The 15,405-nt window shown below is 64.2% G+C and carries 13 protein-coding genes; 9 read left to right on the top strand and 4 right to left on the bottom strand.

Annotated elements, in window-relative coordinates; translation table 11 throughout:
• Positions 1-121: 121 nt before the first annotated feature.
• The 8 genes from IB272_RS05805 (at position 122) to IB272_RS05770 (ending at position 7,786) form a co-directional block, all read left to right on the top strand.
• Positions 122-1,120: an ABC transporter ATP-binding protein gene (locus IB272_RS05805; RefSeq protein ID WP_029742593.1), complete on the top strand. Its 999-nt coding sequence runs from the start codon at positions 122-124 to the stop codon at positions 1,118-1,120.
• The gene (locus IB272_RS05800; protein ID WP_060515874.1) at positions 1,117-2,067 is read left to right on the top strand and encodes an ABC transporter permease; all 951 of its coding nucleotides are present in this window, start codon (positions 1,117-1,119) and stop codon (positions 2,065-2,067) included. Before IB272_RS05805 ends, IB272_RS05800 begins: the two co-directional genes overlap by 4 nt.
• On the top strand, positions 2,057-2,869 hold the full coding sequence (locus tag IB272_RS05795) for an ABC transporter permease (RefSeq protein WP_034792091.1): 813 nt from the start codon (positions 2,057-2,059) through the stop codon (positions 2,867-2,869). The genes IB272_RS05800 and IB272_RS05795 overlap by 11 nt, the downstream gene beginning before the upstream one ends.
• Positions 2,870-2,893: 24 nt before the next feature.
• Positions 2,894-4,321, top strand: a complete 1,428-nt coding sequence (locus IB272_RS05790; protein ID WP_034792090.1) for a gamma-aminobutyraldehyde dehydrogenase — start codon at positions 2,894-2,896, stop codon at positions 4,319-4,321.
• 59 nt (positions 4,322-4,380) lie between these two features.
• Complete coding sequence (locus IB272_RS05785) at positions 4,381-4,875, top strand: ester cyclase (RefSeq protein ID WP_060582609.1); 495 nt, start codon at positions 4,381-4,383, stop codon at positions 4,873-4,875.
• Positions 4,876-5,208: 333 nt separating this feature from the next.
• Positions 5,209-5,868: a siderophore-iron reductase FhuF gene (fhuF, locus tag IB272_RS05780; protein WP_192444361.1), complete on the top strand. Its 660-nt coding sequence runs from the start codon at positions 5,209-5,211 to the stop codon at positions 5,866-5,868.
• Between the two features lie 33 nt (positions 5,869-5,901).
• Positions 5,902-7,011, top strand: a complete 1,110-nt coding sequence (locus IB272_RS05775) for an ABC transporter substrate-binding protein (RefSeq protein ID WP_060605779.1) — start codon at positions 5,902-5,904, stop codon at positions 7,009-7,011.
• A gap of 250 nt (positions 7,012-7,261) precedes the next feature.
• Positions 7,262-7,786 carry a hypothetical protein gene (locus IB272_RS05770; protein WP_060582607.1) on the top strand — a complete coding sequence of 175 codons (525 nt, stop codon included), beginning with the start codon at positions 7,262-7,264 and terminating at the stop codon, positions 7,784-7,786.
• 58 nt (positions 7,787-7,844) lie between these two features.
• Here the strand turns inward: IB272_RS05770 and IB272_RS05765 are convergent, their stop codons facing one another.
• A complete protein-coding gene (locus IB272_RS05765) occupies positions 7,845-8,429 on the bottom strand; it encodes a cysteine hydrolase family protein (protein WP_060582606.1) in 585 nt (194 codons plus the stop codon).
• A gap of 113 nt (positions 8,430-8,542) precedes the next feature.
• On the opposite strand from IB272_RS05765, the gene IB272_RS05760 reads away from it, so the two are divergent.
• Positions 8,543-8,986 (top strand): Lrp/AsnC family transcriptional regulator, encoded by a 444-nt coding sequence (locus IB272_RS05760; RefSeq protein WP_246810316.1) that lies wholly within the window; start codon positions 8,543-8,545, stop codon positions 8,984-8,986.
• A gap of 62 nt (positions 8,987-9,048) precedes the next feature.
• Here the strand turns inward: IB272_RS05760 and IB272_RS05755 are convergent, their stop codons facing one another.
• The 3 genes from IB272_RS05755 to IB272_RS05745 form a co-directional block, all read right to left on the bottom strand.
• Positions 9,049-10,281, bottom strand: a complete 1,233-nt coding sequence (locus IB272_RS05755) for an aromatic ring-hydroxylating dioxygenase subunit alpha (protein WP_060582605.1) — start codon at positions 10,279-10,281, stop codon at positions 9,049-9,051.
• Positions 10,282-10,402: 121 nt separating this feature from the next.
• Positions 10,403-12,850 (bottom strand): FAD-dependent oxidoreductase, encoded by a 2,448-nt coding sequence (locus IB272_RS05750; protein ID WP_060582604.1) that lies wholly within the window; start codon positions 12,848-12,850, stop codon positions 10,403-10,405.
• On the bottom strand, positions 12,847-15,294 hold the full coding sequence (locus tag IB272_RS05745) for an FAD-dependent oxidoreductase (protein ID WP_060582603.1): 2,448 nt from the start codon (positions 15,292-15,294) through the stop codon (positions 12,847-12,849). The genes IB272_RS05750 and IB272_RS05745 overlap by 4 nt, the downstream gene beginning before the upstream one ends.
• Between the last annotated feature and the right edge of the window lie 111 nt (positions 15,295-15,405).

Below are 15,405 nucleotides of genomic sequence, written 5' to 3'. Positions count from 1 at the left end.
CGGCCAAACCGTAGGGCGTAAACTTGAGGCAAGACGCCCGCCGCACGTCCCCTTCGCCCCGCCTGCGGGGCGAAGGTGCCCGGCAGGGCGGATGAGGGGCCACATTTCCCGGAGCCATACAATGACCACCGCCGTTCTCTTCGACAATGTTTCCCGCCACTTCGGCGCCGTGCGCGCCGTTGATGGCGTGAACCTCGAGATTGCCGAGGGCGAGTTCTTCGCCATGCTCGGCCCCTCAGGCTCCGGCAAGACCACCTGCCTGCGCCTGATGGCCGGCTTCGAGCAGCCGACCGGCGGCCATATCGAGATCTTCGGCGAAACGGCGGAGGGCGTGCCGCCCTATCGCCGCAGCGTCAACACCGTCTTCCAGGACTACGCGCTCTTCCCGCACCTCTCGATCCTCGACAACGTCGCCTATGGGCTGATGGTCAAGGGTGTCGGGCGCGAGGAGCGGCGCAAGGCGGCCGAGGACGCACTCGCCATGGTCAAGCTGCCGGGCTATGGCACCCGCCGTCCCGGGCAACTCTCCGGCGGCCAGCGCCAGCGCGTGGCGCTCGCCCGGGCACTTGTCAACAAGCCCAAGGTGTTGCTCCTCGACGAGCCGCTCGGCGCGCTCGATCTGAAGCTGCGCGAGCAGATGCAGGAGGAATTGAAGAGCCTGCAGAAGTCGCTCGGCATCACCTTCGTCTTCGTCACCCACGACCAGGGCGAGGCGCTGTCGATGGCCGACCGCATCGCCGTCTTCAACGATGGCCGCATCCAGCAGCTTGGCAGCCCGGAAGACGTCTACAAGCAGCCGAAGACGCGGTTTGTCGCAGATTTCGTCGGCTCGTCCAACGTGCTGCCGCAAAAGCTCTGCCAGCGGCTCGGGCTGAAGGCACCCTTTGCGAGCCTGCGTCCCGAAGCGATCGTCCTCGCCCAGCCGGTAGATGGCGCGCTCAGCCTCTCGGGCACCGTCTCGGCCCATAGCTTCCTCGGTGCCGTCAACCGTGTCGTCGTCGATGTCGATGGCGCCCGCGTCGCGGTCGCCAGCCCCGCAGCGCTCGCCGTGCCCGCGCTCGGCAGCCCCGTCACCATCAGCTTTGCCGCAAACGAGCTGCACCCGATGGAGGACGCATGACCGCCTTTGCCGAACCCCTCGTTCTGCCTGAACGCCGAGGCCCCGCCGGCCGCCTGTCGGACTTCTTCTGGAAGCACCCGCATCTGCTTCTGTTGATCATGCTCGCCCCGCCGCTGCTCTGGCTCGGCGTCGTTTATCTCGGCTCGCTGTTTGCGCTTCTGCTCCAGAGCTTCTTCTCGATCGACGATTTCTCGGGCCTGATCAACTACGAGTTCACGCTCGCGACCTATCGCCAACTGCTCAGCGAAACCAATCTCGACATTATCCTGCGCACCGTGCTGATGGCTGCGACCGTCACCGTCGCTTCCGCCGTCATCGCCTTCCCGATCGCCTATTACGCCGCGCGCTACGCACAGGGGAAATGGAAGGTGCTCTTCTATCTCGGCGTGATGCTGCCGCTCTGGTCGAGCTATCTGGTCAAGATCTATGCCTGGAAGCTGATTTTGGCCAAGGAGGGCATCCTCACCTGGTTCTTCGAAAAGCTGCATCTCATGTGGCTGCTCGACGGCTGGCTGTCGCTACCCGTGGTCGGCGGCAACTCGCTCTCGGTCAGCTACACCGGCACCTTCATCGTCTTCGTCTATGTCTGGCTGCCCTTCATGATCCTGCCGATCCAGGCAGCGCTGGAGCGCGTGCCCGGCAACCTGATCGAGGCCTCCTCCGATCTCGGCGGCACGCCGGCCCAGACCTTCCGCTACGTGCTCTTTCCGCTGGCCCTTCCCGGCATCGTCGCCGGCTCGATCTTCACGTTCTCGCTGACGCTCGGCGACTACATCATCCCGCAGATCGTCGGCTCGTCGCGCCTCTTCATTGGCCAGGCCGTCTATGCCCAGCAGGGCACGGCCGGCAACATCCCGCTGGCCGCCGCATTCACGGTCGTCCCGATCGTCATCATGGGCGCGTACCTCTTCGTCGCCAAACGCATGGGAGCCTTCGATGCGCTCTGAACGAAACCGCTCACCGATGGGCCTGAAGATTGCGGCCGCCGCCGGCCTCGCCTTCCTGCACCTGCCGATCCTCCTGATCTTCCTCTATGCCTTCACGACGGAGGAAAAGAGCTATCAGTTTCCGCCGCCGGGGCTGACGACGCAGTGGTTCGCCGTTGCCTGGAACCGGCCCGACGTCTGGGCGGCGCTGACGCTTTCGGTCAAGGTCGCCTCAATCGCAACCGCGGTCGCGCTGGTGCTCGGCACGCTCTGCGCCGCAGCCGTCAGCCAGACGCGCTTCTTCGGCCGCGAGACGGTCTCGCTGCTCGTCATCCTGCCGATCGCGTTGCCCGGCATCATCACCGGCATTGCGCTGCGCTCCGCCTTCTCGATGGCCGATATTCCGTTTTCCTTCTGGACCATCGTGCTCGGTCACGCGACCTTCTGCATCGTCGTCGTCTACAACAATGCGGTCGCGCGCTTCCGGCGGATTTCCGGCTCGCTGATCGAGGCCTCGATGGACCTTGGCGCCGACGGCTTCCAGACCTTCCGCTACATCATCCTGCCCAACATCGGCACGGCTCTGCTTGCCGGCGGCATGCTCGCCTTCGCGCTCTCCTTCGACGAGGTGATCGTCACCACCTTCACCGCCGGCCAGCAGTCCACGCTGCCGATCTGGATGCTCGAAGAGCTGATCCGCCCGCGCCAGCGCCCGGTGACCAATGTGGTTGCCATGGTCGTGGTGCTCGTCACTTTCCTGCCGATCCTCGGCGCCTACTACCTCACCCGCGACGGCGACCAGATCGCCGGCGCCGGCAAATAACTCGACTATCAAGGGAGAACAGACATGGACACCCAACTGCTGATCGGATCGCGCTTCGAGGCCGGCACCGAGGCCGACGAACACATCCTGAACCCGCGGACGGGCGGCAAGATCGTCGATCTGCCGGAAGCCTCGCATGCCCAGGTCGAGGCGGCCGTCGACGCCGCTGAAAGCGCCTTCACCAGCTGGTCGCAGACGACACCGGCCGAACGCTCCAACTATCTCTTGAAGATCGCCGATGCGATCGAGAAGGATGCGGACGGCTTTGCAGCCCTTGAGGCGCTCAACTGCGGCAAGCCGATCAATGCGGTCAAGAACGACGAACTGCCCGCGATCGTCGACTGCTGGCGTTTCTTTGCCGGCGCCGTACGCAACCTGCACGCCCCGACCGCAGGCGAGTACCTGCCCGGCCACACCTCGATGATCCGCCGCGATCCGATCGGTATCGTCGGCTCGATCGCGCCCTGGAACTATCCGCTGATGATGATGGCCTGGAAGCTGGCGCCGGCGATCGCCGGCGGCAACACCGTCGTCTTCAAGCCATCCGAACAGACGCCGCTGACGGCGCTGAAGCTGGCCCGCGTGCTTGCCGACATCCTGCCGGAAGGCGTGGTCAATGTTGTCAGCGGCCGCGGGGAAACCGTCGGCAATGCGCTGATCAACCATCCGAAGATCTCGATGGTCTCGATCACCGGCGATATCGCTACCGGCAAGAAAGTGCTGGCGGCGGCCGCAAAGACCGTGAAACGCACCCATCTGGAGCTCGGCGGCAAGGCCCCGGTCATCGTCTATGACGACGCCGACCTCGAAGCGGTGGTCAACGGCATCCGCACCTTCGGCTATTACAATGCCGGCCAGGACTGCACCGCCGCCTGCCGCATCTATGCCGAAGCCGGTATCTACGAGAAGCTGGTCGCCGACCTCACCTCGGCGGTCTCGACCATCCGCTACAACCTCGCCGACGACACCGAAAACGAGATCGGCCCGCTGATCTCGCGCCGCCAGCGCGATCGCGTTGCGAGCTTCGTCGAGCGCGCCGCCGACCAGAAGCACATCGAGATCACCACCGGCGGTGCCGCCGGCAGCTCGGACGGCTTCTTTTTCCAGCCGACGGTTGTGGCCGGCGCCACGCAGGAAGACGAGATCGTGCGCCGCGAAGTCTTCGGCCCCGTCGTCTCCGTTACCCGCTTCACCGGCAAGGACGATGCCGTCGCCTGGGCCAACGACAGCGACTATGGCCTCGCCTCCTCCGTCTGGACCAAGGACATTTCCCGGGCGATGAAGGCCGCCTCCCGCCTGCAATACGGCTGCACCTGGATCAACACCCACTTCATGCTGACCAACGAGATGCCGCATGGCGGCGTCAAGCAGTCGGGCTACGGCAAGGACATGTCGGTCTACGCGCTCGAGGACTACACCGCCGTTCGCCACATCATGATCAACCACGGCTGAGGCTCACCGCCCCGGGCGCGGAGAATGCATGCAAACGAAACAAACGGGAGGAGTTTGCGATGTACCGTCGTCAATTGCTTGTTGCCGCTGGAGCCCTCGGCCTCAGCGCCCTCGTGCTCACGCCGGCGGCGTTTGCCGCCGACGCGGCGTCGGATGTGGTCGCGGCCTATGTCGCGGCCTGGAATGCCCATGACTCGAGCAAGGCCGCATCCTACTTCGCCGATGACGTCACCTATTACGACGCGTCGGTCGGCAAGCCGGTCACCGGCAAGGATGCCGCCAAGACCGGCGTCATCGACAATTTCCTGAACGCGGTGCCTGATGCCGTCTGGACCATGAAGGGTGATCCGATCGCTAGCGGCGACAAGGTCTCCTTCGAATGGGAGTTCTCCGGCACCAATTCGGGCGCCTGGGCCGACGGCACGGCCGCGACCAACAAGAGCTTCAAGTTCACCGGCGCCTCGGTCTTCACCGTCAAGGATGGCAAGATCGCCGCCCAGAACGACTATTACGACGCGCTCGGCTTTTACAAGCAGCTCGGTCTGATGCAGTAGACGAGCCGAGCGGAGGTTTCGCCGCTTCGATGGCCGCAGGCTTCGGCTTCCGGCCATCGTCTCTTGGCTTCAAATCATGAATACAAAACTCATAAATGACTTGCACCGGAAAAAATCTTGAGTAACACGATCACTTTATGAGTTTCTGACCACGCTCAGAAGGTATCGCATGCTTGCAGGACGGCGTTCTTCCAAGGCTCCATTTCCGATCGGGCTTACCCGCGCGCGGGTGACGTCTTGACGGCGGCCGTGTCCGAACCGGTCGTCGCGACAGGCGGCCCCAAAGCGCTGTCGGCCGCCTTTGCCGGCACCCATGCCTGGTGCAATGAGAAGATGGTGCTCTCGGACGAGCTTTCCGACGGCATGGCGCTGCCGGACTTCTTTGCCTCCGGCGCCTTCGACCGCGCGCTCGATATCTACACGGAGAAATCCGGCGCCAGCGACCGCCGTGCCGTCGCCTCCATGTGGTCGCTCTACTATTTTTCGAGCCTCACCATTCCCTATCTCGTCGCGCGCGTGCTTGACCATCAGGTACTGCCCGTCGCCTTCGATCAGATGAAGGTGGCGCTCGCCGAGGATGGCCTGCCGCGAACCTTCGGTGTCGCCACACCGGGCGACTGGCAGAAAGCGGACGATAGCGACGTTTTCGCCACGCTTGCCCCCCTGATGCAGGGGCATCTGCGTGAGGTCGTCAGCTATCTCAACTCCGTCGGCGGCATCGCCCCGAAGCTCGCCTGGAACAATGCGCTCGTCTATATCGACTATGCGCTACGCGCCTCCGGCATCGAGCCGCTGAACGCGCAGGCCGACGCGCTGATCGGCAGCAAGTCCCTGCCGGACGGCACACCCAATCCCTTCTTCGATTGCCTGCGGCACGAGGAGGAAGATGGCGCCCGTGTCTGCCGGCGCAAGATCTGCTGCCTGCGCTATCTGCTGCCCGGCGTCCCGAGCTGCGGCAGCCTCTGCGCCCTCCCAAGCCAAAGGAACCAATAGGTTTTGTCTTCCCGCTTCCTCTTCCCGGCCGCCCTGCGGCTGACGCTCGTTTTCATCACCGCCCTGCTCTTTGCTGTCTCCGCCCGCGCCGAAAGCAACTGGCCGATGACCATCACCGATGCGGTCGGCCGCGAGGTGACGATACCGGCAAAGCCGAAGGCGATCCTGCTTGGAAGCGGCTTCAATCTCGTCGCCCTGTCGCTCATCCATCCCGATCCCGTCAGCCTGCTTGCGGCCTGGTCCGGCGACATGAAGACCGACAACCCCGAGATCTACGAGAGCTTCCGGCGTAAGTTTCCTGATATCGCCGACGTGCCGCAGATCGACGATGGCACCGGCCCGGGCCTCTCCTTCGAGACGCTGCTGACGGTGAAGGCCGATCTCGCGCTGCTCAATAACTGGCAGTCCGACACCGAGTCCGGCAGGCGCGCCATCGAGTATCTGACCGGCATCGGCGTGCCCGTGGTGGTGGTCGATTTCAACAACGACGCGCTGACCGGCACGCCGCGCATGATGCGTCTGCTCGGCCGCATCCTCGAACGGGACGAACAGGCAGAAGCTTTCGCCCGGTTCTACGAGGACAAGCTCAAGCTGATCCGCGACCGCATCGCCGCCAAGCCGGAACCGCGCCCGCTGGTGCTGATGGACGCCTTCCCCCAACCCGACCGCTGTTGCTGGGCCTATGGCACCGGCGGTCTCGGAGAATTCCTGACGGTGGCCGGCGGCCGCAACTTTGCCGAAGGCGTTCTGCCGCGGCCGGGCGGCACCGTCAACGCCGAGGCGATCATGGCCGCCAATCCGGAAATCTATATCGCCACCTCCTCGCCCGGCGGCAAATACGGCACGCTCTCGATCGGCCCCGGCGTCAGCGAAGACGAAGCGCGCGAGACGCTGTCCCGCACCATCGAGGCGCCGGCGCTGAAGACCATCCGCGCCGTCGAGGAAAAGCGTGTGCACGGTCTCTGGAACTTCTTCAATGCGATCCCGCTCAACATCGTCGCCGCCGAAGCCTTCGCCACCTGGATCCGGCCGGATCTGTTCGGCGATCTCGATCCGCAGAAGAGCCTTGCCGAGATCAACGCCCGCTTCGCCGCGGTGCCCTTCGAGGGCACCTACTGGGTGGACCTGACACCCGCCAGATAGGGAGACGTCCTGCACACGCGAGCGCGGACCCACACGGTATCGTCACGCGTGTTCACCAATTCGTCAGGGTGCTTCCTTTCGTCCGACGCCCCGGCGTGTTGCCAGTCGGCGCCCACCCTATATAAAGGCCAGGTGGTGTAGCGCGCCGTTCCAAAAGGCGAGCGTCGCTGTAACGCGTTGATCGGCTGCACGATTTCTCTGTTGCGTCGATTCCGGACCAAGGAATGATGCGGGGTTGAGGAGGATCTTGATGCTATGGTTGATCGCGTTACCGCTGGGTCTTGTCGTCGTGTATCTGGCAGCGCGCTTCAGCCGCTTTCGTCATTGGGCCGAACCGATCCTCTCCGTCGCCGTGGCGCTCGGCCTGCTCGTCGCCTTCATCATCTGGTTTGCCGACCGCGACGGTCGCACGCCGGCCGCGCCGCCGCCCGTTGAGACGACCCAACCGGCCGGCCTCGCGGCCGCCGACGTTGCCCTCGAAGGCCTGACCTTCGAACAGAGCCAGCCGGAGAGAAGCTTCCGGCTGCGCGGCACGGTGACGAACAAAGGGCCGCAACTGCTCGAATATTTCCGCCTCGCGGTAACGCTCGAAAACTGCCCTGACGGCAATTGCGAGACGATCGGCAACGACACCGCACTCATCCTCGCCCGCGTGCCGGCGGGCCAGAGCCGTTCGTTCGAAACCTTCCTCACCTTCCCCAACCGCGAGGGCGAAAGCCTGACGGCGCCGAAATGGACGACCGAGATCCAGGAAGTCCGCGGCGCCAACCGGTAGTCGGCGGCGCCGGAGCGGAAGCACCTGAACGGTAGCCCCGTCTGCCCGCGCCCGACCGTCAAGCCGCTGCCGGTCGCTGCAACGCCTCGACGAGCTTCGCCGTCGACAACACCTCGGCAAATTCCGCGCGCAAGGTCGCCACGTGGGCGCGGTGGATTTCGCGCGCCGAGATCACTCCGCCTTCGCCGTCCGGCTGGTCGAAACAATCGCAGGCATCCTCGACGAGGATCATGCGGTAGCCGAGATTGGCGCCGACGCGCACCGAGGTCGAGACGCACATGTCGGTAGAAATGCCGAAGGCGACGACCGTCTCGACGCCGAGACGACGCAGGCGCAAGTCGAGGTCGGTACCGATAAAGGCGGCGTTGACGCCCTTGGTGACGAGTGCCTCGTCTCCCATCGGTCCGAAGCCCGGCCGGAAGCCGTTGCCGGGCGCGCCGAGGGAAAGCGTCGAGCCGGGCATGACGCTGTCGTGGCGCACGTGAATGACTGGTCGGCCGCTTGCCCGCCAGGCGGCAAGAAGCGCAAGGCCGTTGCTGTCGACCGCCTCATTCCAGCGACGCGGCCAGGGGGCGCTGTCAAAGGCCTGCTGCATGTCGATCGGCAGCAGCACGGCGTTGTCGGGGACACTCATTTTGGGCATGGCAAGGCTCCTTGGTTGTAGGGAGACGCTATCTTGCCTATCGTCCGATTTCACTGGACATGATGACGCCTGACCGGACATATGTCCGGAAATGGCGACAAGGAGGCGACGTTTTGACGGAAATCGATGAAAAGGATCGCCTGCTTTTGGCAGCGCTCAGGCGGGATTCGCGCCAGAGCCTGGTGGCACTGGCCCGCCACAGCGGTCTTTCGCGCAGCGCGGCCCATGACCGGCTGCGACGGCTGGAATCGAAGGGCGTGATTGCCGGCTACACCATCCGCCTCGGCATCGAAGACCAGAGCCCGACCGTCAAATCGCTGATCGCGATCACCTTCCAGCCCGGCAAGAACTGCGACCATATCGTGCCGCATCTCTCGGCCATGCCGCCGATCGTCACCTGCTGGTCGCTCGCCGGCGCCACCGACCTGATGGTGCTGGTCGAGTGCGCCTCCAACGGCGATCTCGACACCATCCGCCGCCAGATATCGATCATCCCGGGCGTCGCGACGGTGCAGACGCATGTGGCGCTGAGGACGCATTTCAACCGGCGGGACTAGGCAAACGAAATGCGTCGCCGGCACGCTTGCACCGGCGACGCGATTTGCCTGCAGCTTGCCGCTCAGGCCGGCCGGCTGATCTCGTCGAGATACCAGTTGATGTAGCGCAGCTCGTTCTGCTCCATCGGCGCGATTGGGCCTGGCACAAAGTAGTGCGAACGCACGCCGCGCGACGTGTGCTCGATGATCGCCTTGTCCTCGTCGGTCGTCACCTTCCAGAGCCAGGTGAGCTTTTCCAGATCGTAGTCGCGCCCCTCCTCGGCCTTGCCGTCGACGAGCCAGATCAGCTCCATCTCCGAGGTTTCGGCCGTCTTTGGGATGAAGCGGTAGATCATGCCGTGGTCCGGATAGCAGACGAGGAAGGTGGTGCCACCCAGATGGATCGAGGTGACGCCGCCGTCGAAATCGGTGAAGCGGCCCATCAGCGTGCTCAGCGCCTGTCCGTCCTTGCTGCCGGTCTGGACGCCATCATAGAGCGCGTAGCGGAAGGCATGGATGGTCTCCTTGCCGCCGGTGGAATTCTGCCAGTGATTGCCGGAGGCGACCTCGATCCCGAGCGCGCAGGTACGCGCCTCCATCCTGGCGTTCAGTTCCTCGATCAGGTGCAGCGGCTGTTCCAGCGCATGGGTTTCGGAATACTCCGGATGCGCCGGCCCGCAATGGTAGCACTCGACATAGTTTTCGACCGCAAGCTTCCAGTTTGCGTCGATCGCATAGCTCTGACGATGGGCGATCTTCGCCGATCCCCAGCCATACTGGCCGCAGGTCGCATGCAACAGGCGCTCGACTTCGGAGAAATCAAGCGGCTCGGCGGCAAAGGAGATGAAGATCAGTCCTTCGACGACACGCACGTTGAGCTTCTTCAGGCCGTGGTCCTCACGTTTGAAGTCCTTGGGCATCAGCCGCGCCGCCTTCAGCGCGCCATCATTGCCATAGGTCCAGGCATGGTAGGGACAGACGAAGGCACGGGCATTGCCCTTGTCCTTGGTGCAGACCTCGGCCCCGCGATGACGGCAGACATTGAGCATCGCATGGATCTCGCCGCTTGCCGTACGGGTGACGATCACCTGCTCGGAGGCCATGCGGAAGACCTCGAAATCATTGGCGTTGGGGATCGCGCTTTCATGGGCGACGCAATGCCAGTGACGCCGAAAAACCCGCTCGAGGTCCCGTTCATAGATCTCCGGGTCGAGGTAGAAGGCGCGGGCAAGCCCATGGCCCGGACGATGGCCGGCGACCAGCTGATCGATGCGGTCGCCCGCAACTGTCGTATCCTTAAGCTCCGATGCGAGCATGGACTGAACTCCAGAAAGAAGACCGGAAACCCGCGATCCGGCACGCGTATGCTCTCTATGCCGCCCATCAGCCGCGGTTAGGGGCTGTCTCAAGCGCCAGGCACGCCACCCAAACGCCTGCCTACATCCGCACCCGCTCCGCCCGCGGGTCGTACATCGGCTTCAACGACACCTCCGCCTTCACCCGCGTTCCGGCGATCTCGATCTCGAAGCTTGATCCGAGCACCTCCTCTGCGCTCTCGCCTTCCGAAGGCACGTAGCCAAGCCCGATGGCACCGCCGAGGTGGTGGCCGTAATTGCCTGACGTGATCGTGCCGACGATCTTGCCGTCGCGAACGATCGCCTCGTTGTGGAAGAGCAGCGGCTCTGGATCTGCGAGCCGGAACTGCACCAGCCGGCGCGAAAGCCCGCGATTGTGCTTGGCAAGCACCGCCTCGCGGCCGATGAAATCGCCCTTGTCGGCCTTGACCGCAAAGCCGAGCCCGGCTTCGAGCACATGATCTTCGTCGGTGATGTCGTGGCCGAAATGGCGGAAGGCCTTTTCGATGCGGCAGCTATCCAGTGTGTGGATGCCGCAGAGCTTGAGGCCCAGGTCCTGCCCCGCCGCCTCCAGCGCCTCGAACACATGCGCCGTCTGGTCGGTCGAGACATAGAGCTCCCAGCCGAGCTCGCCGACATAGGTGACGCGGTGGGCGCGGGCGAGGCCCATGCCGACCTCGATCTCGCGCGCCGTGCCGAACGGATGCCCCGCGTTGGAAAAATCGTTCGGGCTCACCTTCTGCATGAGCTCACGCGCCTTCGGCCCCATGACGCAGAGCACGCTTTCGCCAGCGCCGACATCGGTGATCACCACGAACTCGTCCGTCAGATGCTTGCGCAGCCAGGCGAGGTCGCGCTGGAGCGTGGCGCCGGGCACGACCAGCAGGAAGGCGGTTTCCGACAGCCGCGTCACCGTCAGGTCGCTCTCGATGCCGCCGCGGGCGTTGAGCATCTGGGTATAGACGATCCGGCCGGGCTCGACGTTCATCTCGTTGGCGCAGAGCCGCTGCAGGAAGGAAAGCGCATCGCGCCCTTCGACCCGGATCTTGCCGAAGGAGGTCATGTCGAACAGGCCGACGCCGTTTCGCACCGCAAGATGCTCGTCCCTCTGGTTCTCGAACCAGTTCTGCCGCTTCCATGAATAGCGGTACTCGCGCTCCTGGCCTTCCTTCGCAAACCAGTTGGCGCGTTCCCATCCGGCGACTTCACCGAAGACAGCGCCGCGAGCTTTCAGATGCTCGTGCAGCGGCGAACGGCGCACCCCGCGCGCGGTCGCCATCTGGCGATAGGGGAAATGGTCGGCGTAGAGCAGGCCGAGCGTTTCCGAGACGCGGTCTTTCAAATACGCGCGGTTCTTCTGGAACGGCTGCGCCCGGCGGATATCCACCTCCCAGAGATCGAAGGGCGGCTCGCCGTCATTCATCCATTGGGCGAGCGCCATGCCGGCGCCGCCCGAGGAAACGATGCCGATCGAATTGTAGCCGGCCGCGACCCAGTATCCCTTCACCTCAGGCGCTTCGCCGAGATAGTAGCGGTCGTCGGGCGTAAAGCTTTCCGGGCCGTTGAAGAAGGTATGGATCCCAGCCGTTTCCAGCATCGGCATGCGGTTGACCGCCATTTCGAGGATCGGCGCGAAGTGGTCGAAATCGTCCGGCAACTGGTCGAAGCAGAAATCCTCGCGGATGCCGTCCATTCCCCAGGGCTTGGCCTTGAGCTCGAAGGCCCCGATCAGCATCTTGCCGGCATCTTCCTTGTAGTAGGTGCACTCGTCCGGCACGCGCAGAACCGGCAGGCGCTTCAGCTCCGGAATCGCCTCGGTGACGATGTAGAAATGCTCGCAGGCGTGCAGCGGCACCGTGACGCCCGATTGCCGCGCAAACTCCCTGCCCCACATACCAGCGCAGTTGACGACATGATCGGTCTCGATCGTGTAGCTCTCGCCGTTCTGCTCGCAGGTGACGCCGGTGACCCGGCCGTCCTTCTTCAGGACAGAGGTCACCTTGACACCCTCGATGATCGTCGCGCCGTTCTGGCGGGCACCCTTGGCGAGCGCCATGGCGATATTGGCCGGGTCGCACTGGCCATCGAGCGGCAGATGCACCGCCGCCTTCACATCCGAGGTGTTGAGGTGCGGATACATCGCCTTCACTTCGTCAGGCGTGATCTCGCGCACGTCGACATTGAAGGCACGCGCCAGCGACGCCTGGCGATAGATCTCCTCCTTGCGCTCCTCCGTCAGTGCCACGGTGATCGAGCCGTTCTGGCGCATGCCGGTGGAAATGCCGGTTTCGGCCTCGAGCTTGACGTAGAGGTCGGCCGAGTATTTCGCGAGCCGCGTCATGTTCTGCGAGGCGCGAAGCTGACCGATCAGGCCGGCCGCATGCCAGGTGGTACCGGAGGTCAGCTGCTTGCGCTCAAGCAGAACCACATCGGTCCAGCCGAGCTTGGCGAGGTGATAGGCGACGGAACAGCCGGAGACGCCGCCACCGATGATGACTGCGCGGGCTTTCGAGGGAATGGGCTTGCTCATGCGCGCAGTCTTTCATTGGAGGGATCCCAGAGCGGTTGGTCCGCCTCGACCGTCGCCTTGAAGCGATCGCCGAAGATCTCGACCTCGATTTCCTTGCCGGGCACGGCAAGGTCGGCGCGCAGCATGCCGAGCGCGATCGACTTGCCGACGCGGTAGCCCCAGTTGCCCGAGGTCGTCTCGCCGACAACCTGGCCGTCGGACCAGAGCGTCGACATATAGGGCGCGTCGCAGCCGTCGGCGGCGACCGTCAGCGTGACGAAGCGCTTGCTGACGCCCTGCTGCTTTTCACGCTCCAGCGCCGCCTTGCCCTTGAAGCCGGGCTTGCCCCAGTCGACGAAGCGCTCCAGCCCACCCTGCAGGATGGTGTAGTCGGTCGACAGATCGCCCTTCCAGGCGCGATAGCCCTTCTCGATGCGCAGACTGTCGAGCGCTTCCATGCCGAAGGGTTTGAGGCCATGCTTCTGACCGGCCGCCCAGACGGCGTCGAAGATGGCGGCCGTATCCTCCACCTTGGTATGGATCTCCCAACCGAGTTCACCGGCGAAGGAGACGCGCACGAGCTGGCAATAGCGCCCGGCGATCTGCGCCGTCTGGTGCGTGAGCCAGCCCTTGGCGAGATCCGCTTCGCTGACCTCGGCGAGGATCGCGCGCGACTTCGGCCCGGTCAGGATCTGGCAGGAGAAGGACTTGGTGACGTCGTCGATGGTGAAGGCGGCGTCGGCCGGCCGGTGCTTCATCAGCCATTCGAAATCGTGCCACTGCGCGGTTGCGGCGGTGATGAGGAAGAAGAAGTCTTCGTCGAGCATCATCACCGACATCTCGGTTACGATCCGGCCCTTGTCGTCGGCGAAATAGGCAAGACCGATGCGCCCAGGCTTCGGCACGCGGCCGGTGATGAGGCCGGAGAGCCATGCGGTCGCGCCCTCGCCCTTTACCCGGAAGCGCGAGAAGCCCGGCAGGTCGAGAATGCCGGCGGCATCGCGCACGGCCAGGCACTCTTCTTCGATGCGCTTGGCCCAAGGCCCTTCGCGGCCCCAGGTCTGCGTCGCCTCTTCCGAGGTGTCATCGCCTGGTTTGGCGTACCACATCGCACGCTCCCAGCCGTTATAGGGCTTGAACTGGGCGCCGAGTGCGGCGATGCGATCGTGGATCGGCGATAACTTCTTGCCGCGCCCGGCTGGCCAGTAATGCTTCGGAAAGTGCATCGCGTATTCGTGGCCGTAGATCTCCATGCCCTTGGCGATGCAATAATCCTGGTCGGTGTAGTCGGTGTAGCGGCGCGGATCGCAGGACCACATGTCCCACTCGGTCTGGCCCTCGGTGATCCATTCGGCGAGCACCTTGCCGGCGCCACCCGCCTGGCAGATACCGAAAGTGAAGACGCAGGCCTCGAAGGCATTGGGCACGCCGGGCATCGGCCCGATCAGCGGGTTGCCGTCGGGTGCATAGGGGATTGGGCCATTGATGATGCGCGATAGACCGGCGGTGCCGAGGATCGGCACGCGCTCGACGGCGTCGTTCAGGTACCATTCCAGCCGGTCGAGATCGTCCGGAAAGAGCTGGAACGAAAAGTCTTCCGGCATCGGGTCGTCGGGCGTTACCCAGTGGGCGCGACAGTTGCGCTCGTAGGGCCCGAGGTTCATGCCGTTCTTTTCCTGGCGCAGATAGTAGGAGCTGTCGACGTCACGAAGCAGCGGCAGCTTGTGGCCCGCCTCCTTCGACCAGGCGGCAAGCTCCGGGATCTCGTCGAACAGGATATACTGATGGCTCATCACCATCATCGGCACGTCGCGGCCGAACATCTTGCCGACCTCGCGGGCATAATAGCCGGCGGCGTTGACGACGTATTCGCAGCGGATCTCGCCCTGCGGCGTCGAAATCACCCATTCGTCGTTTTCGCGGCGTGCCGCCGTGACGGGACAGAAGCGGATGATCTTGGCGCCCATGTCGCGCGCGCCCTTGGCGAGCGCCTGGGTCAGCTGCGCCGGGTCGATGTCGCCGTCATAGGGATCATAGAGCGCGCCGGTCAGCTCGTGGGTTTCGAGGAAGGGATAGCGGGCGCGCATCTCGTCGGGCGACAGGATATCGAGATCCATGCCCTGGTAGCGCCCCATGCCGACGACGCGTTTGAACTCCTGCAGCCGCTCCTTGGAGTGGCCGAGCCGGATCGAGCCGGTCACGTGATAGTTCATCGGGTAATCGACGAGCGCGCCGAGGTCACGATAGAGCGACGCCGAATAGCGCTGCATGTTCATGATCGACCAGGAGGACGAGAAAGTCGGCACGTTGCCGGCGGCATGCCAGGTGGAGCCCGCCGTCAGCTCGTTCTTTTCCAGAAGCACGCAGTCGGTCCAGCCGGCCTTGGCGAGATGGTAAAGCGAGGAAGCCCCGATCGCTCCCCCACCGATGATCACGACGCGTGCGTGCGACGGCAAATTCGACATCAACTGTTCCCTCGTTTTGGCGAATTCTTGCCGGTGAAGCCGGGCGCCATCAAGCAACGGAAACAGGCTTTATTGATCGATGTTTTCGATTAGATTGGAGCGATTGCAGCG

It is taken from the genome of Ensifer sp. ENS08 (assembly GCF_014852195.1).
Classification (GTDB): Bacteria; Pseudomonadota; Alphaproteobacteria; order Rhizobiales; family Rhizobiaceae; genus Ensifer; species Ensifer adhaerens.
This window is presented reverse-complemented; position numbering and strand designations above follow the sequence as displayed.

Coding starts and splice junctions, on each gene's coding strand:
- IB272_RS05785 (WP_060582609.1), top strand. CDS start 4,381: ATGTACCGTCGTCAATTGCTTGTTGCCGCTGGAGCCCTCGGCCTCAGC.
- IB272_RS05795 (WP_034792091.1), top strand. CDS start 2,057: ATGCGCTCTGAACGAAACCGCTCACCGATGGGCCTGAAGATTGCGGCC.
- IB272_RS05765 (WP_060582606.1), bottom strand. CDS start 8,429: ATGCCCAAAATGAGTGTCCCCGACAACGCCGTGCTGCTGCCGATCGAC.
- IB272_RS05805 (WP_029742593.1), top strand. CDS start 122: ATGACCACCGCCGTTCTCTTCGACAATGTTTCCCGCCACTTCGGCGCC.
- IB272_RS05770 (WP_060582607.1), top strand. CDS start 7,262: ATGCTATGGTTGATCGCGTTACCGCTGGGTCTTGTCGTCGTGTATCTG.
- IB272_RS05800 (WP_060515874.1), top strand. CDS start 1,117: ATGACCGCCTTTGCCGAACCCCTCGTTCTGCCTGAACGCCGAGGCCCC.
- IB272_RS05750 (WP_060582604.1), bottom strand. CDS start 12,850: ATGAGCAAGCCCATTCCCTCGAAAGCCCGCGCAGTCATCATCGGTGGC.
- IB272_RS05745 (WP_060582603.1), bottom strand. CDS start 15,294: ATGTCGAATTTGCCGTCGCACGCACGCGTCGTGATCATCGGTGGGGGA.
- fhuF (WP_192444361.1), top strand. CDS start 5,209: ATGGTGCTCTCGGACGAGCTTTCCGACGGCATGGCGCTGCCGGACTTC.
- IB272_RS05755 (WP_060582605.1), bottom strand. CDS start 10,281: ATGCTCGCATCGGAGCTTAAGGATACGACAGTTGCGGGCGACCGCATC.
- IB272_RS05790 (WP_034792090.1), top strand. CDS start 2,894: ATGGACACCCAACTGCTGATCGGATCGCGCTTCGAGGCCGGCACCGAG.